General features: G+C 73.4%; 13 protein-coding genes and 1 pseudogene. 9 read left to right on the forward strand and 5 right to left on the reverse strand.

Annotated features, from left to right (window positions below; translation table 11 throughout):
• Positions 1–531: 531 nt before the first annotated feature.
• Both GTY84_RS19025 and GTY84_RS19030 read right to left on the reverse strand, forming a co-directional pair.
• Positions 532–1857 (reverse strand): annotated as a pseudogene (locus GTY84_RS19025) (AarF/ABC1/UbiB kinase family protein); the annotation flags it as partial.
• Positions 1850–3064, reverse strand: a complete 1215-nt coding sequence (locus GTY84_RS19030) for a TOMM precursor leader peptide-binding protein (RefSeq protein WP_161227502.1) — start codon at positions 3062–3064, stop codon at positions 1850–1852. The gene GTY84_RS19030 and the pseudogene GTY84_RS19025, both read right to left, overlap by 8 nt.
• A gap of 502 nt (positions 3065–3566) precedes the next feature.
• On the opposite strand from GTY84_RS19030, the gene GTY84_RS19035 reads away from it, so the two are divergent.
• The 4 genes from GTY84_RS19035 to GTY84_RS19050 all read left to right on the forward strand — a co-directional run bounded on the left by GTY84_RS19035 (position 3567) and on the right by GTY84_RS19050 (position 7597).
• Positions 3567–4166 carry a M48 family metallopeptidase gene (locus GTY84_RS19035; RefSeq protein WP_161227503.1) on the forward strand — a complete coding sequence of 200 codons (600 nt, stop codon included), beginning with the start codon at positions 3567–3569 and terminating at the stop codon, positions 4164–4166.
• 264 nt (positions 4167–4430) lie between these two features.
• Positions 4431–6131, forward strand: a complete 1701-nt coding sequence (locus tag GTY84_RS19040; RefSeq protein ID WP_161227504.1) for a TerD family protein — start codon at positions 4431–4433, stop codon at positions 6129–6131.
• A gap of 13 nt (positions 6132–6144) precedes the next feature.
• The gene (locus GTY84_RS19045; RefSeq protein WP_161227505.1) at positions 6145–6825 is read left to right on the forward strand and encodes an AIM24 family protein; all 681 of its coding nucleotides are present in this window, start codon (positions 6145–6147) and stop codon (positions 6823–6825) included.
• Between the two features lie 16 nt (positions 6826–6841).
• On the forward strand, positions 6842–7597 hold the full coding sequence (locus GTY84_RS19050) for an AIM24 family protein (RefSeq protein ID WP_161227506.1): 756 nt from the start codon (positions 6842–6844) through the stop codon (positions 7595–7597).
• Positions 7598–7668: 71 nt separating this feature from the next.
• On the opposite strand, the gene GTY84_RS19055 is transcribed toward GTY84_RS19050, so the two are convergent.
• Positions 7669–8184 carry an NUDIX hydrolase gene (locus tag GTY84_RS19055; RefSeq protein ID WP_161227507.1) on the reverse strand — a complete coding sequence of 172 codons (516 nt, stop codon included), beginning with the start codon at positions 8182–8184 and terminating at the stop codon, positions 7669–7671.
• Positions 8181–9674, reverse strand: coding sequence for a zinc-dependent metalloprotease (locus GTY84_RS19060; protein ID WP_161227508.1), 1494 nt, complete (start codon positions 9672–9674; stop codon positions 8181–8183). The genes GTY84_RS19055 and GTY84_RS19060 overlap by 4 nt, the downstream gene beginning before the upstream one ends.
• 193 nt (positions 9675–9867) lie before the next feature.
• Here GTY84_RS19060 and GTY84_RS19065 point away from each other — a divergent pair, with 193 nt between their 5' ends.
• From GTY84_RS19065 to GTY84_RS19075, 4 genes are all read left to right on the forward strand, one after another.
• Positions 9868–10980, forward strand: a complete 1113-nt coding sequence (locus tag GTY84_RS19065) for an SDR family oxidoreductase (RefSeq protein ID WP_161227509.1) — start codon at positions 9868–9870, stop codon at positions 10978–10980.
• Between the two features lie 453 nt (positions 10981–11433).
• Positions 11434–11895, forward strand: coding sequence for a molybdenum cofactor biosynthesis protein MoaE (locus tag GTY84_RS19070; RefSeq protein ID WP_161227510.1), 462 nt, complete (start codon positions 11434–11436; stop codon positions 11893–11895).
• 181 nt (positions 11896–12076) lie between these two features.
• Complete coding sequence (locus tag GTY84_RS33060; protein ID WP_202551409.1) at positions 12077–12241, forward strand: hypothetical protein; 165 nt, start codon at positions 12077–12079, stop codon at positions 12239–12241.
• Positions 12242–12310: 69 nt separating this feature from the next.
• A complete protein-coding gene (locus tag GTY84_RS19075) occupies positions 12311–13405 on the forward strand; it encodes a PDZ domain-containing protein (protein WP_161227511.1) in 1095 nt (364 codons plus the stop codon).
• 306 nt (positions 13406–13711) lie between these two features.
• Here the strand turns inward: GTY84_RS19075 and GTY84_RS19080 are convergent, their stop codons facing one another.
• Positions 13712–14254 (reverse strand): PPA1309 family protein, encoded by a 543-nt coding sequence (locus GTY84_RS19080; RefSeq protein ID WP_161227512.1) that lies wholly within the window; start codon positions 14252–14254, stop codon positions 13712–13714.
• 164 nt (positions 14255–14418) lie between these two features.
• Here GTY84_RS19080 and GTY84_RS19085 point away from each other — a divergent pair, with 164 nt between their 5' ends.
• Positions 14419–17403, forward strand: a complete 2985-nt coding sequence (locus tag GTY84_RS19085) for a UPF0182 family protein (RefSeq protein WP_237532395.1) — start codon at positions 14419–14421, stop codon at positions 17401–17403.
• Positions 17404–17410 lie beyond the last annotated feature (7 nt).

The raw sequence follows: 17410 nt of genomic DNA on the forward strand, positions 1-17410 counted from the left end.
TGCCGCCTGCCGCCTGCCGCCTGCCGCCTGCCGCCTGCCGCCTGCCGCCTGCCGCCTGCCGCCTGCCGCCTGCCGCCTGCCGCCTGCCGCCTGCCTGTCCACGGCCGCCGTGTTCTCGCCCGGACGCCCGCCCGGCCGTGGGTAGGTGTCCGCTCCGAGGCGGGTTCAGCGTTCGGCCGCCTCCACCTCGCCGCCGTGCTCCGGGGTGTCCGTCGCGGGAGCCGGGACGCCCGGTGCGGCCCGCACGGCGTCCGGAGTTGCCGGAGTGTCCGTGGCGCCGGTGGTGCCGGGCGCGGGAACGGCGCTCGGGGCGAGGGCCGCCACTTCCCTGGAAGGGGCGTCGGCCTCGACCACGAGGACCCGTTTCACCCCGGCCGTCGGCCGCGGCTCCGCCTCCTGCTCCGCACCGTGTGCCGTCCCGCGCTCCAGCCCGTCCCCCGCCCCGTCCACAACGGCTTCCCCGACCGGGTCCTCCAGCGCATCGGCACGGTCTTCCGCCTCGTCGGCCAGGGTCTCCGCCCCGTCGTCCGGGGCGAAGCCCACCAGCCACTCCTCCAGTTCGTCGCGCAGCCGCACCGTGGCCCCGAGCTGGCAGAGCACACCTATCGTGCTCAGGGTCACCCGGTGGATCAGCAGATAGGCGGGCGGCAGATTGAGCTGCTTGGCCAGTTGGTACGCGGGGGAGCGGGGGTCGGCGATCCGGGCCGCCTGGCCGCGCATCCAGCTCCGGGTGAAGGTGAACTCGTCGACCCGGGCAGGTTCGATGATCGGCAGCAGGTAGTCGAGGACGGCGTCCGGGTCCAGCTCTATCGACTCCTTGACGAAGCCCTCCGCGCAGAGCATCTCGTAGACGGCCTCCGCCTCACCGTCCAGCGTCATGCGCAGGGCCGCCCCGATGGGCTCGGGCAGCCCGCCCGGCAGCCGGTCGACCGTGCCGAAGTCCAGGACGCCGAGCCGCCAGTCGTCCTCCCCCTCCGGGCCGCCCGGCAGGAGCCGGAAGTTGCCCGGGTGCGGGTCGGCGTGGAGCAGGCCGGTGCGGGCCGGACCGGAGAACAGGAAGTGCGCCAGCAACTGGCCCGCCCGGTCGCGCTGCTCCTCGGTGCCCTCCGCGATGACCTCCGAGAGCGGGACGCCGTCGATCCACTCGGTGACCAGCACCTGATCGCACTGGCGGACCACGCCGGGCACCACGATGTCCGGGTCGTCGGCGAACTCCTCGGCGTGCGCGCGCTGGGCCGCGGCCTCCAGGCCGTAGTCCAGTTCCTCGGCGACCCGGTCCTTCATCTCCGTGATCAGCGGCTTGATGTCCATGCCGGGGATCAGCGGGCCGAGCAGGCGGGCGAAGCGGCTGAGCTGGTTCAGGTCGGACAGCAGGGCGTCGCCCGCCCCCGGGTACTGGACCTTGACGGCCACCTCGCGGCCGTCGTGCCACACGGCCCGGTGGACCTGGCCGATGGAGGCCGCAGCGGCGGGGCGGTCCTCGAACTCCAGGAACAGCTCGCGCCAGTCCTCCCCGAGCCGTCGGCCGAGCACCTCGTGCACGGTGCGCGTCGGCATCGGCGGCGCGGCCTCCTGGAGCTTGGTCAGCGCTGCCCGGTAGGGGCCCGCGACCTCCTCGGGAAGGGCCGACTCGAAGACGGACAGGGCCTGGCCGAACTTCATCGCGCCGCCCTTGAGCTCACCGAGCACCTTGAACAACTGCTCGGCGGTCCGCTGCTGCAACTGCTGCCCGACCAGCTCCGCGGACTCACCCACGATCCGCTTGCCGAGACCCCAGGTGGCCCGGCCCGCGAAGCCGAGCGGGAGCGCGGCGAGCTTGGCGGTCCGGGTGACCGCCTTCCGGGGAAGATCAGACATGCGCCCTCCAAGTCCCAGCGGGCCGCGCCGCCGCCGCCTCACGGCAGGATGGTCCCGACGGCCGCTTCTCCGCCATTGTCGCGCGCCGCTCCCCGTCCGCGGAGATGTGTTCGCGCTGACCTTCGCGGGCCGCGCCGCAGGGGCAGTCCGGATGGGGCCGAACCTGCCGCTCGTGCCAGCGCAGGCCGGGCAGGGAGACCGTCCAGCGCGCACCGGCGGCGGAGGGGGTCCGTCCGTCGAGGAAGGACAGGGCGTGTCCGGCGGCCAGCCCGGCTACGGCCGTGGCCAGGGTGAGGTCGCAGGCCGGTACCCGGTGCCGGCCGGGGAGCCGCCACTGGGCGACCAGCCGGGGCCAGACCGGGTCCCGGTCGGCGCGGTCCCTGGCCAGGCAGCCCGCGCAGCCCGTCTCCCCGGGCAGGACCAGGGGACCGACCACCCCGGTGCCCTCCACGACCCCGGCGTACAGGTGCGGGGTGCCCGACGCCATCAGGGGCCCGGCGGCGTCCGGGTCCGGGGCGTGCACGGCGACGTCGTCGCGCGGGGCGAGGACCACCAGGGAGAGGCCCGGCCCGTCGTCCCCGGGCGGGGGCGCCGGGCCCCGGCGGGGCGGGCGGCCGGGAGCCGCCCGCCGGACGATCCGGCGGGCGGTCTCGTCGCGCCTGCCGCCGACGGACTCGGCGGGCAGGCCGCCCGGGGCGACGTCCCCCGGCTCGACGCAGCCGCCGTCCAGCACCTCGACCCCGCCGACACCGGCCCCGGACAGCACGGAGGCCAGCACGGCGCCGACCCGCCCGGCGCCGCGCACCCGCACCCGCAGGGTCCGCCGGGCGGCCAGGCGCTCCATCGCCTCCCCCGGCCCGGAGGTCGTCAGGGACAGGGTGGCCAGATCGGGACGGAGCCGGTCGAGGACCTCCCGCTTCTTCCGCAGCGCGTCGGCGGCCGGTCCGCCGCCCCGGGTGTCGTCGACGAGTCCGGCGTGGGCGAGCCGCCGCAGGAGGCGGTCGACGTGCCCGTCCGGCAGGCCCATCCGGTGGGCCTCCTCGCGCAGCAGGGCCGGGCCGCGGGTGCCGTTGAGCAGGTCCAGGAAGGTGCCCGTCGCCAGGTCCACCGGACCGAGCGTCAGAGCGTGCGCCGGTGTCATCCCGAACTGCACGGTGTTGAGATCGCGCCAGCCGCGCCTGAGCGCGGGCTTCACCACGGCATGCATGACAGGTCCCCTCGTTCCTCTCTCGTCCGACGCGGCGGCCCCGACGGCCCCGGCCTCGGCGGTCCGGCAGCCCCGGGCGCCCTCGGTGACTCCAGCGGTCCCAGTGGCATCCGCAGTCCCAGTGGCCCCAGAGATCGCGGCGGTCCCAGCGGCTCCGGGGCGGCCGGCCAACCCGGCGCACCGGCGACGCAACGGCCGCCCCGGGCCGGTCGGCCGCCCCGGGCCCCGTGCCACCGGTGCCTCCCGCGTCCTTTCGCCCGGTCCGCGGCCCAGCACCGCGCCGACCCGCTTCCCCGTCGGCGCGCCCCGGTCGGAAGGCCGGGGCGCACCTCCGACGGCCACGGCCAGCATGCCCGGCCGCCGTGAAGCGCGTCGAAAGTTGTCCACAGGCTGGGGGTAATGGTCAGATGAAATGGCCACTGTCGGTGTGCGGGTCGTGACGGAGTGCCGTACCGCTGTCCGGAATCGAGACTTCCTCTTGTCCTCCGGGTAACGTCGAAGCGTGTCCGCCGACCCACTGCACCGTGCCGGAGCCCCCCGGCGAGCGCCGTCGAGCCCGCCGCCGGGCGGTACCGGGGCGAGCGCCGTCGAGGTCCGCAGGAGCACCCGGCGCCGCCGGACGGTCTCCGCGTACCGCGAGGGCGACCGCACCATCGTGCTCATTCCCGCCCGGATGTCCGAGGCCGAGGAGCGCCGCTGGGTGGGCGTGATGCTCGACAAGCTGGCCGCCCAGGAGAGCAGGCGGGTCCTGGGCGACGACGAACTGGCCGCGCGGGCGGAACGGCTGTCGGCCCAGTACTTCGAGGGCCGGGCCCGTCCCTCCTCGGTCCGCTGGGTCACCAACCAGAACACGCGCTGGGGCTCCTGCACCCCCTCCGAGGGGAGCATCCGGCTGTCGCACCGGCTCCAGGGCATGCCCGAGTACGTGGTCGACTACGTCCTCCTGCACGAGCTGGCGCATCTGCTCGTACCCGGGCACGGGCCCCGCTTCTGGCGGCTGCTGGAGGCGTATCCGCGCACCGAGCGGGCCCGCGGCTATCTGGAGGGCGTCGTCGCCGCGGACCGGCTGCCGCCGCACGTGCCCGGCGCCCGCGACGAGTAGGCCGCCCTCCCGGGGCCGCCCTCCTGGGGCCGCCCTGGTGGACCGGCCTCCCGGAGCCCCGCCCTCTCCGGCGCCGGCCGCGAGCCGGAGCCCGGGAGCGGGGTCGCGGTCCCGGCCGGGGGCGGGGGAGGACACGGGCCGCACGCGCTCCGCGACGGTCCGGCGCCGGTTTGTACCGGGTCGGTACCGACATCGTCCGCCGTCCGGATCAGCCGTTAGCCTGACGCGACGCACTCGCACTCGGATGGGGGACGGTCGTAACGCATGGCCAGGGAATTCCAGCGCGGCCACAAGGCCAGGATCAGTGACCTGACGGCGGGCACGGATCTGTACGTAGGCGTGCAGATCTCCGGCCCCGGTCTGAGCCTCGACATCAGTTGCTTCGGTCTCGACGCCGACGAGCGGCTCTCCGACGACCGGTACTTCATCTTCTACAACCAGCCGAAGTCCCCCGAGGAGTCCATCCAGCTCCTGGGTGCTCAGGCGGGCGACACCGAGTCCTTCCGGGTCACGCTGGACCGGGTGCCGCAGCACATCCGGAAGCTCTCCTTCACGGCGACGATCGACGGCGCCGGGCAGATGTCGCAGATCGGGCCGGGATACCTGCGGATCGTCGCGGGCGGCGAGGAGGTCGCCCGCTACCCCTTCGGCGGCGCCGAGTTCTCCACCGAGCGGGCCGTCATGCTGGGCGACTTCTACGTGAAGGACGTCTGGCGGTTCGCGGCGGTCGGCCAGGGCTTCGACGGGGGCCTGGAGGCGCTGCTCAGGAACTTCGGCGGCGAGGTCGCCGAGGAGGAGCCCGCGCAGCCGGAGCCCCGGCAGCCGCAGGCCGCCGCCGTCCCCGGCTTCGCGCCGCCCGCGCAGTCCGCCGCGCCCCCGCCGGCCTTCGCGGCCCCGGCCCCGGCTCCCGCGCCCGCCCCGGCACCCCCGCCCACCTCGGCCCCCCAGGGCTACACCCCCGCTCCCGTTCCGCCCCGGGCACCGCGCTCCGACGTGCACGCCGCGCCGACGATCATCGCGCCCCTGCACACCCCGCCCGGCGGTTCCCCGGTGCCGCCCCCGGCCCCGCCGCCCGGCTACGGGCAGCCGCCCGCGCCCCCCGGCTACGGCCACGTACCCGGTCAGGCCGCCCCGCCGCCCCCCGGCTACGGCCATCCCCAGGCGCCCCCGGCGCCCCATGCCCCGGGCCCGCCCCCCGGCTACGGGCAGCCCCCGGCACCCCCGCCCTACGGCCAGGCCCCCTACGGCGCCCCCCAGGGCGTGCCGCCGGGCGCCCCCCAGGGCATGCCGGCCGCCCCCCAGGCCCCCGGTGTGGCCGCCGCGCTCCAGCAGTACCGGGAGACGGGCACCGGCCGGCGCTGGACCCTCCAGAACAACAAGCTCGTCCGCGTCGACCTCGGCGCCGAGAGCCGGCCCGTGCTGGCCCGGCAGGGCAGCATGGTGCTCTACCAGGGCAAGGTCGACTTCAGCTACAAGGGGGCCGGGTTCGCCGGCCGCGTCGTCGGCAACGCCACCGGCCAGGAGATGCAGCTCATGCGCTGCACCGGCAAGGGGCAGGTGTTCCTCGCCGAGAACTCCGCGCTGCTGCACCCCATCGAGCTCCAGGGCGACGCGGTGTGCGTCTCCGCCGAGAACGTCCTCGCCTTCGACGAGAGCCTCCAGTACGAGGTCCGCCGGATCGAGGGCCACGGCATCCCCGGCGGAGCCCTGTTCACCATGCAGTTCCAGGGCACCGGCACCATCGTCGTCATGACGCGCGGCATGCCCGTGGTGCTGCCGGTCACGCCCACCACGTTCGCCGACTGCAACGCCGTCGTCGCCTGGTCGGCCGCGGCCCAGGTGATCGTCTCCAGCCAGGTGCGGATGCGCCGCAACGCCTACGCGGGCGACACCGGCGAGAGCGTGAACCTCCAGTTCCGGGCCGCGCCCGGCAACTTCGTCGTCGTCCAGCCGTACGAGATCTGAGGGAGAGCCCGGAATGACCCAGCCGCTCGCGGGCTACGCCCCCGCACCCGTCACCGCCCGCATGGAGAACCACGGCAACCACATGGCGAAGATCGCCATGCAGACCGGGAACGACCTGTTCGCCCGGGTGGGCTCCATGGTCGCCTACGAGGGCTTCGTCCAGTACGAGCCCAACCCGTCCGCCGTACGCCAGATCGCCCGGGACTGGATGACCGGGGAGGGCGCGCCCCTGATGAAGTGCACCGGCGACGGACTGCTCTACCTCGCCGACTACGGCGCGAACGTCGTCGTGATCAACCTCAACGGCGACGGGATCTCCGTCAACGCCACCAACCTGCTCGCCTTCGACGCCCACCTGTCATGGGGCGTGGAGCGGGTCAAGGGGCTGGCGAAGTTCGCCGGGCAGGGCCTGTGGAACACCAGGATCTCGGGGCAGGGCTGGGTCGCCCTGACCTCCCGGGGCAAGCCGATCGTCGTCGAGTGCGGCGGAGGCGAGGACGAGACGTACGTGGACCCCGACGCGCTCGTCGCCTGGTCCCCGAACCTCAGGGTGAAGGGCAAGCGCAGCTTCAAGGCGCAGTCCCTGATCGGCCGGGGCAGCGGCGAGGCCTTCCAGATGGCCTTCTCCGGCCAGGGCATCGTCGTCGTCCAGCCCAGTGAGGACAGCACCGACCGCCTCCGCGTCCGGGGCTGAGGGGAGTCAGAACACCATGCAGAGTCCGCTTTTCGCCCACAACGACCAGCAGAGCCGGGAGCGCTGGAGCCTCCAGAACAAGCACATGCTCCGCGTGCTCCTGGAGGGCCACGACGACATCCTCGCCCGCAAGGGCACCATGGTCGCCTACCAGGGGCTCGTCGAGTTCGACGCCGAGTTCCAGGGCGACGGCCAGGCCCGTGCCCGCGCCCACACCGGTGAGGGCCTGGACCTGATGCGCTGCCACGGGCAGGGCACGGTCTACCTGGCCAACCTGGCCCAGTACGTCCATGTGATGGAGGTCGAGCCGGAGGGCCTGACCGTCGACAGCGCCTATGTGCTGGCCATGGACTCCTCCCTGCACTACGAGGTCATCGCCGTCGACAGCCAGTACGGCATCTCCGGGTCGGGCAAGTACCAGCTCAACATCACCGGTCACGGCAGCGTCGCCCTGATGACCTCCGGCGCGCCGCTGCTGATGCGGGTGACGCCCGACAAGTACGTCAACTGCGACGCCGACGCGATCGTCGCCTGGTCCACCGGTCTGCGCGTGCAGATGCAGGCGCAGACCCACTCCTCGGGGGTGTGGCGCCGCCGGGGCAACACGGGTGAGGGCTGGGAGCTGAGCTTCATGGGCAACGGCTTCGCCCTCGTCCAGCCCAGTGAGCTGCTGCCGCCGCAGAACGCCCGGATCGGGTCCGGGCCGGCCGCCCAGTTCGGCCTGGGCCAGCAGGGCGCCCGGGGGCAGAACCAGGGCAACGCCTGGAGCTGACCCGCCGGACACCGGGGGACCGGAGTCCACCGAGGTAAGGGGCGTCCGCCCGGCGGACGCCCCTTACCTGGTCACAGCCGTGCCCGCGTCGCCTCCAGCAGGCGCACCACCGACGCGTCGGCCACCGCCGCGACCTCGTCGTACGGGAACCAGCGCAGGTCGAGCGACTCGTCGCTGATCGCCTCCAGGGCCCCGGCGGGCGCCAGCGCCGCGTACTGGACGTCCAGGTGCCAGGCGCACGGGGTGTGATGGCGGTCCAGCCGCGCCGGACCGCCGGGCAGCAGCGTCAGCCCGGCGATGCCCGACTCCTCCGCGGCCTCACGCAGGGCGGCACGCTCCAGGGTGTCGTCCGACGGCTCGCAGTGCCCGCCCATCTGGAGCCAGCGGCGCAGCTTCCGGTGCAGGGTCAGCAGCACCCGGCCGCGCGAGGGGTCGACGACCAGGGCGCTGGCCGTGAGGTGGCCGTCACCGCAGGACTTCCACATGCCGTCGGGATGCGCCGCCAGGTGGTCCAGATAGAGCGCGCGCAGCTCCTCCTGGCCCGGATACCCCTTCAGGACCAGGACCGCGTCCTCGCGCAGGCTCACTCGGCGTCCTCGCCCCTTCCGCCGGACGCGCCGCCCTTCCCGTCGCCCTTGTCTCCGCCGTCCGCCGGGCCGCCCTTCGCCGGGCCCTCCCGGCCGGTCCCGTCCTCCTCCTTGTCCGGACCGGTCCGCCCGGCGGCCTCGCCGAGGATCCGGTCCAGCTCGGAGAAGTCGAGCTGCTCGCGGTGGACGAAGCCGTCCGGGTCGTCCAGGTCGCCGGCCGTCGGCAGCATGTCGGGGTGGGCCCAGAGGCCGTCGCGGCCGTCGACGCCACGCGCGTCGGTCAGCGACGCCCACAGCCGGGACGCGTCGCGCAGCCTGCGCGGGCGCAGCTCCAGACCGATCAGCGTGGCGAAGGTCTGCTCGGCGGGACCGCCCGAGGCGCGCCGCCGGCGCAGTGTCTCGCGCAGCGCGTCGGCCGAGCCCAGGCGCGGCTTGGCGGCGGCGTGGACCACCGCGTCCACCCAGCCCTCTACCAGCGCGAGCGCCGTCTCCAGCCGGGCCAGCGCCGCCTTCTGCGCGGGCGTGTCCTCCGGCTGGAACATGCCCTGCTGGAGCGCCTCCTGCAACTGCTCCGGGTTCTGCGGGTCGAACTGGCCGACCACGTCCTCCAGCTTGTCGGTGTCGACCTTGATGCCGCGCGCGTAGCCGTCCACGGCGCCGAACAGGTGCGAGCGCAGCCACGGCACATGGGCGAAGAGGCGCTGGTGGGCGGCCTCGCGCAGGGCCAGGTACAGCCGCACCTCCTCCTGGGGCACGCCCAGGTCCTTGCCGAAGCGCTCGATGTTCACCGGCAGCAGCGCGGCCCGCCCGGACGGACCGAGCGGCAGCCCCACGTCGGACGAGCCGACGACCTCGCCCGCGAGCACGCCCACGGCCTGCCCGATCTGGGTGCCGAACATGGCGCCGCCCATGGAGCGCATCATGCCGATCAGCGGGCCGGCCATGGCCTGCATCTCCTCGGGCAGCACATCGCCCATGGCGGCGCCGACCCGCTCCGCGACCGGGTCCACCAACTCCTTCCAGGCGGGCAGCGTCTCCTCGACCCACTCCGCGCGGCTCCAGGCCACGGCCGAGCCGGCCCCGGAGGGCAGGGCGGTGGCGTCGTCCAGCCACAGGTCGGCCAGGCGGACGGCCTCCTCGACGGCCCGGTGCTCGGCGGGGCCGACGCTGGCGTCCTTGGTGCCGTCCGGCGCGCCCTGGGCGACCGTCTGGCGGGCGATCTGCTTGGCCATGTCCCAGTTCACCGGGCCGCCCTCGTAGGAGAGCATCTGGCCGAGCTGCTGGAACGCGGCGCCCAGGTCGGTGGGGTTCATGGAGCCGAACATGGCGGCGAACGGGTTGTCCGCGCCGGGGCCGCCGGCCCCGGGCCCGAAGCCGAACGGGTTGGCCGGTCCCTGACCACCGCCGCCCTGCTGGTCCTTCTTCTTGCCCTCGTCGCCGTCGTCCGGCTCCTCCGGCGGAAGGCCGAATCCGAATGGGGTGTCACTCACGGGGTTCCTCGGCTGGTAGGGCCGCCGGTCTTGGGCCGGCGGCACGGCTGCCCGACATCACCACCCAGCGTAGACACCCGGAGCGGTTCGGGCCTCGGTGCTTCGCCGACTGACGGCCTGCGGCAGGATGGATGCCACCTGGTACGTACGCGTCGCTCGCGCCCGTACTGAAGACAACCGCTGGAGACGCCCGGTGAGTTCCCCAGATCCGCAGGTTCGCGCAGCGCGAAACCGGTCAACCAGTTCCGCCGCGCGCGGACCCGTCGTGGCGGTCACCGGTGCCGCTTCGGGCGTCGGCGCGCTGCTCACCGCGCGGCTCGCGGCGTCCGACGAGGTCGGGCGGGTCGTGGCCATCGACGAACGGCGCGGCGACTGCCCGGACGCCCGGTGGCACGTCCTGGACGTGCGGGACCCGGCCATCGCCGAGAAGCTGCGCGGCGCGGACGTGGTGGTGCACCTGGCGCTCGACCTCGACCTGGAGACCGACGCGTCCGCCCGGACGGCCTACAACGTCCGGGGGACCCAGACGGTCCTGACGGCCGCCGCCGCGGCCGGGGTGCACCGCGTGGTGCTCTGCACCTCCTCGATGGTCTACGGCGCCCTGCCGGACAACGAGCTGCCCCTGTCGGAGGACGCCGAGCTGCGCGCCACGGCCGAGGCGACCGGCGTCGGCGACCTCCTGGAGATCGAGCGCCTGGGCCGCCGGGCCCCGCGCGCCCACCCGGGCCTCCAGGTGACCGTCGTCCGCCCCGCGGTGCTGGTCGGAGGCATGGACACCGCCCTGACCCGGTACTTCGAGTCGCCGCGCCTCCTGGTGGTGGCCGGGTCGCGGCCCGCCTGGCAGTTCTGCCATGTCGAGGACCTCTGCAGCGCCCTGGAGTACGCCGTCCTGGAGAAGGCCGACGGGGAGCTGGCCGTCGGCTGCGACGGCTGGCTGGAGCAGGAGGAGGTCGAGGAGCTGAGCGGGATCCGCCGCATGGAGCTGCCGTCGGCCGTGGCGCTGGGCGCGGCGGCCCGGCTGCACCGCATCGGCCTGACCCCCTCCCCGGCCGGTGACCTGGCGTACACGATGTACCCCTGGGTGGTCAGCGGCAGCCGGCTGCACGATGCCGGGTGGCGGCCCAAGTACACCAACGAGGAGGTGCTGGCGGAGCTGCTGGAGGAGGTGGCCGGGCGGCACACGGTCGCCGGGCGGCGGCTGGGGCGCAAGGACGCGACGGCGGCCGGCGCCGCGGGCGCCACGGTGGCGCTGCTGGGCGCGGCGGCGGTGGTCCGCAGGGCGCGCAAGGCCCGGCGGCGGCTCTAGGGCGGCGGCGGGTCCCGTGGGAGGCCCGCGGCCCGGCGGACGCCTCCGCGGGGCACAGGACACCGCCCGGGGCCCGGGAGAGCACCGTACGGCCCGCGCGCACGCGGGCGGCCGGGTAGCGGTTCCCGTCTCCGGAGCGGAGACCGGGCCCCCGCGCGCACGCGGGCGGGAGGGCCCCGGTCACTGCGGCACCGGCGGAGCGGGCTCGGCCGGGGGAGCCAGCTCCGCGCGCGGCACACGTCGGTCGTGGCGGGACGTCTCACGGGCGTGCTGCACGGAACCCTCCCGCGCGCGGGACACGAGGCGACCGGGACCCGGGGAGGGCCCCGCTCCCGCGCGGTGACGGGTGACTCCACCGCCCTCCGGGCCCGGGTGAGCGCCGGGCACCCCTCCCGCGCGTGCGCGTGAGGCACGCCGTTCCCCGCCGCCGGTGCCGTGCGGCACGATGGGGGGATGGCATCCATGAACGACCACCCCGGTGAGCGGGCCGCGGCGGATCCCGTGAAGCTGATCGGCGTCCGGGAGACACCGCTCTCGGTGGACGAGGTCTTCCGTGCCGTCGGGGACGACGCCGCCGGGGGGACGGTCCTGTTCGTGGGGACCGTGCGCGACCACGACGGGGGCAGCTCCGTCGACCGGCTCGGCTACTCGTGCCACCCCTCCGCCGAGGCCGAGCTGCGGCGGGTCGCGGAGAAGGTCGCGGCCAACCACCCCGTGCGCGCGCTGGCCGCCGTCCACCGGGTGGGCGATCTGGAGATCGGGGACCTGGCGGTCGTCGTCGCCGTGTCGTGCCCGCACCGGGCGGAGGCGTTCGCGGCCTGCCGAGCTCTGATCGACGACCTCAAGCGCGAGGTGCCGATCTGGAAGCACCAGACCTTCTCCGACGGCACCGAGGAGTGGGTCGGGGCCTGCTGACCCCGGGGCGCCACCCGCCGGGTCACGGCCCCGTGAGCCGTGTTCCACCACGCCTTCCGTCACCCTTCGGGTACCGCCCGCCCGGGTTGCGTAACCGGGCCCCCGGGGTGAGCGTTGTCACTGCGGATGGTTAATCTGCTGATCAGTCAGTCGCGGACGCTCGTGGGGTTGGGAGGTCGGCATGGGTGCACTCGCCTGGTTGCTGATTCCGCTGGTTGCCGCGGTCGGCGCGGGGCTGTGGAGCAGCTGGGCCAACCGGACCCGCCGGGCGCGCAGCGACGGACCCGAGCTGGACGGCTACGCCCGCTTCCGCGAGGCCATGGAGCGGCCCCGCACGGGAGCCTGAGCGGCCCGCGGCGGAGGCGGGGCGCCGCCCTGACAGGGCGCCGACAGCCGCGTCCCGTACTGTCGTTCCATGCCACGCCGCACCGCGACGATGCTCGCCTCCACCCTGATGCTGATCGCGCTCCTGTGCGCCGGGGTCTTCATCCCCGTCCCGTACGCGCGGATGTCGCCGGGGCCGACGGTGAACACCCTCGGGGACCACGACGGCGAGCCGGTGCTCCAGATCTCCGGGCACGAGACCTATGACACGAGCGGTCACCTGAACATGACCACCGTCCGGGTCACCAGCGCCGACTACAGGATGAACCTCGTCGAGGCGGTCTACGGCTGGCTGGCGCACGACGACCGGGTGGTGCCGCACGACAGCATCTACCCGGACGGCAAGACCGAGGAGCAGGCGACCCAGGAGAACGCGGAGGAGTTCACGCAGTCCCAGGAGAGCGCCAAGGTCGCCGCCCTGAAGAAGCTCGGGATCCCGGTGCGGACCTGGGTGGTCGTCTCCACGGTGGTCAAGGGAGCCCCGGCCGAGGGCCGGCTGCACGCGGGCGACGTGATCCGCGCGGTGGACGGCAAGCCGGTCACCAAGCCCGGCGACGTGGTGAAACTCGTCACCGCGCACCGTCCCGGCGAGAAGGTCGCCTTCACCGTCGTGCCCGCCAAGGAGCAGGCCGCCGCCGAGAAGGAGAAGCGGACCCCGGCCGTGACGGAGGAGGTCACGCTCACCACGGCGGCCTCGGACGACGGCGGCGAGAAGCGCGCCGTCGTCGGCATCTCCGCCGGGACGGACCACACCTTCCCGTTCGACATCGACATCAAGCTCGCGGACGTCGGCGGCCCCAGCGCCGGCCTGATGTTCGCGCTCGGCATCTACGACAAGCTCACCCCGGGCAGCCTCACCGGGGGCGCGTTCGTCGCCGGGACCGGGACCATCGACGACGCCGGCGTCGTCGGGCCGATCGGCGGGATCGGCATGAAGACCATCGGGGCCCGTGACAAGGGTGCCAGGTACTTCCTGACGCCCGCCGACAACTGCGCGGCCGCCGCCAAGGACATCCCGTCCGGGCTCACCCTGGTGAAGGTCGGCACCATCGACGACGCCCTCGGCGCGCTCGACGACATCCGCGCGGGGAAGACCGGCGCCCTGCCGAAGTGCACGGCCGGATAGCGGCCCCGTCACCACCGGACCCCGCCCGGCGCGGTCGCCGGACGGCATCCGCCCGGTGTCCGGCCGCGGCCGTGCGGGGCCCCGGCCGGACGCCCCGGGAACCGGGCACGCGCGGCCGGGGCCGGGCGGGACCCGGGGCCTGTCCGACAGTTCCCGTCTGCCTCACGACGCGGTGCACGCACTCCCGCCGCACCGGCCCCAGCCCGAGTACGTTCCCGTACGAAGCCTCGGGGCCGGCGTGCCGGGAGCACGCACTGACGCCGCGCGGCCGCCCCACGGGCGACGACGGCAACCGTCGGACAGGTCCTAGTCCGCGAAGGTCGCCGAGAGCGCCCGGGCCAGCCCCGGCACCAGGTCCGAGCCCGTGAGGACCTCCGTCGCGGCGTCCTTCTCCCGCAGCCGCAGGGCGGACTCGCGGGACCCGTCGCGCAGCACCGCGACCGTCATCCGCACCTCCTGCCGGTCCGGGTGCTCCGCCACCCAGCGGGCCAGCCGCCCCTCGTCCAGCCCGTCCGGCACCTGGGCCTCGGCCGACGGCGGCAGCATCAGGCGCTCCACGGCCAGCGCGCAGCCGGCCACCGCGTCGGGCCAGGCGATGGTGCCCAGGAACTCGTCGAGCGGCTGGTCCGTTGGAATCTCGTCCTGTTCGATCGGGGTGAGGCCGGAGCTCTCCGGTTCGGCGGCCAGACCGAGCCGGTCCGCCAGCGAGGGCTGGTCGGCCCGCAGCCGTGCGGTGTCGACGAGGGCGAAGAGGCGTGCGGGCTGGTCCCAGCCCAGACCGGAGACGTACTCGTCGATCTCGAGGACGGCCCGGGTGAGGGGGTTCGCTGCCATGGGGGTGTTGGACATGGTCACAATCCTGCCTCGTTCCCCACCCGGATCGGGAACCGAGTAAGCGATGAGTAAGTTGCATAGGTGTGCGCCCGCGACGACGGGGGTGCACGGGGGGCCCGCGAACCCGAGGGCCTGACGTATCAACAGCGAACTTCGAGGTGCGCACCTTGGCTTTCCAGATGCCGGACCGCGGCGGAGGCCCCACGGGGCCGCGGATCAGAGTGGGCCGTCCGTCCCGGCGTGTCCGGACCCTGCTGATGACACTCGGTGTCCTCGCCGTGCTCGGCATGGCGTTCACCATGTTCGCGGGCTTCTGGACGGACTGGTTGTGGTACCGGTCGGTCCATTACTCGTCGGTCTTCACGACGACCCTGTTGACCAAGATCGGACTGTTCCTCGTCTTCGGCCTCCTGATGGCCGTCGCCGTCGGGCTCAACATCTGGCTGGCGCACCGGCTGCGCCCGCCGCTGAGCGCGATGTCGATGGAGCAGCAGAACCTGGACCGCTACCGGATGGGCATCGCCCCGTTCAAGAAGTGGCTGCTCCTCGGCGTCACCGCCCTCGTCGGCCTCATCGCGGGCGCCTCGGCGGCCGGCCAGTGGCGCACCTGGCTGATGTGGGTCAACGGCGTCCCCTTCGGGCAGAAGGACCCCCAGTTCAAGCTGGACGTCTCCTTCTACGCCTTCGACCTGCCCTGGTACCGGTTCCTGCTGGGCTTCGGCTTCGCGACGGTGATCATCTCCCTGATCGCGGCGGCACTCACCCACTACCTCTACGGCGGTCTGCGGATCACCAGCCCGGGCGCGCGCGCCACGGCCGCGGCCACCGGGCACCTGTCGGTGCTCATCGGCGTCTTCGTCGCCCTCAAGGCCGTCGCCTACTGGCTCGACCGGTACGGGCTGGCGGTGAAGTCCAGTGACTTCAAGGCCACCGACAACTGGACGGGCCTCAGGTACGTCGACGCCAACGCGTACCTGCCGGCCAAGACGATCCTGTTCTGCATCGCCGTCATCTGCGCCCTGCTGTTCTTCGCCACCCTGTGGCGGCGTACCTGGCAGCTCCCCGTCATCGGCCTCGGCCTGATGGTGCTCTCCGCGATCCTCATCGGCGGCCTCTACCCGGCCCTGGTCCAGAAGTTCCAGGTCCAGCCGAACGAGCAGGCCAAGGAGGCGCCGTACGTCGAGAAGAACCTCAAGGCGACGCGCGACGCGTACGGCATCGCGGGCACCCAGGTCTCGGAGTACCCGGGCCGGAGCCAGACCGACGACAAGACCCAGCTCCGGGACGACGTGGACGCCACCGCGTCCATCCGGATCATGGACCCGAACATCATCTCGCCGACGTTCCAGCAGCTCCAGCAGATGCGGAACTACTACGCGTTCCCGACCAACCTGGACGTCGACCGCTACAACAAGGACGGCAAGGACCAGGACACGGTCATCGGCCTGCGCGAGCTGAACCTGGCGGGCATCCCGAAGAAGAACTGGATCAACAACCACTTCCGCTACACGCACGGTTTCGGCGTGGTCGCGGCCAAGGGGACCCAGGTCGACTCCGAGGGGCGCCCGGTCTTCACCGAGTCCGACCTGCCCTCCGAGGGCGACCTCGGCAAGTACGAGCAGCGGATCTACTACGGCGAGAAGACCACCACGTACTCGATCGTCGGCGGTCCCCAGAAGGAGATCGACTACTCCGACGACTCCGGGGAGAAGACCTTCTCCTACAAGGGCGACGGCGGCGTCGACCTGTCCAGCCCGCTCAACCGGGCCGCGTACGCGCTGGCCTTCAGCGAGCCGCAGATCCTCTACTCGGGCGCCATCGGCGAGGGTTCGAAGATCCTCTACAACCGCACGCCGAAGGACCGCGTCGAGGCGGTCGCGCCCTGGCTGACCATCGACGGCGACGCCTACCCCGCGGTGGTGGACGGCCGCATCCAGTGGATCGTGGACGCCTACACCACGACCAACGGCTACCCGTACGCCTCCCGCACGACGCTCGGTGACACCACCGCCGACTCGCTGACCGCGAGCAACGACTCGCGCACGGTGGTGGCGCAGCAGAACCGGGTGAACTACATCCGCAACTCGGTGAAGGCCACCGTCGACGCCTACTCGGGCGACGTGAAGCTGTACCAGTGGGACACCCAGGACCCCGTCCTGAAGACCTGGATGAAGGCGTTCCCGGGGACGGTGAAGGCCAAGAGCGAGATCTCGACCGCGCTCATGGACCACCTGCGCTACCCCCAGGACCTCTTCAAGGTCCAGCGTGAACTGCTCACCCGCTACCACGTGAAGGACGCCACCACGTTCCTCAGCGGCAGCGAGGTCTGGCAGGTGCCGGACGATCCGACGAACAAGTCGGGCAACGCGGTGCCGCCGTACTACCTGAGCATGAAGATGCCGGACCAGCAGAAGCAGGCCTTCTCGCTGACGACGACGTTCAACCCCATCGGGCGCGACAACCTCAGCGCCTTCATGGCGGTCGACGCCGAGGCCGGCACGGAGGGCTACGGGAAGATCAGAATCCTGAAGCTGCCCACCAGCACGACCGTCGACGGACCCAAGCAGGTCCAGAGCCAGTTCAACTCCGAACAGGACATCGCCGAGTCGATCCGGCTGCTCAGGGGCGGTGACTCGGAGGTCGAGTACGGGAACCTGCTGACGGTGCCGCTGGACGGCGGGCTGATGTACGTCGAGCCGGTCTATGTGCGCGGTGGCGGGCTGAAGTACCCGCTGCTGCGGAAGGTCCTGGTTAGCTACGGGGGCAACACCGCCTTCGAGGACACCCTGGACGCGGCCCTGAACAAGGTCTTCGGGGCCGAGGGTTCGCCCACCAGGCCGCCCTCCGACCCGGACAAGGGCAAGACACCGCCGCCGACCACCAACCCGACCGTCCGGGAGGCGCTGGACGACGCGAGGGACGCCTTCGACGCCGGCCAGAAGGCCCTGGAGCAGAAGGACCTCGGCAAGTACGCCGAGGCCCAGGAGGAGTTGGCCAAGGCCCTCCAGCGGGCCGAGGACGCCCAGGCGAAGGCCGACCGGGACGCCGGTGCGAAGGCCGGGCAGAACGCGCAGGACGGCAAGGGCAAGCCGGACGGCGGGGGCGGGAGCGACGAGAAGCCCGGCGGGAAGCCCTCGCCCGGCGAGAGCGCCGCGAGCGGCTGACCACCCG

Source organism: Streptomyces sp. SID8352, from assembly GCF_009862265.1.
GTDB lineage: Bacteria > Actinomycetota > Actinomycetes > Streptomycetales > Streptomycetaceae > Streptomyces.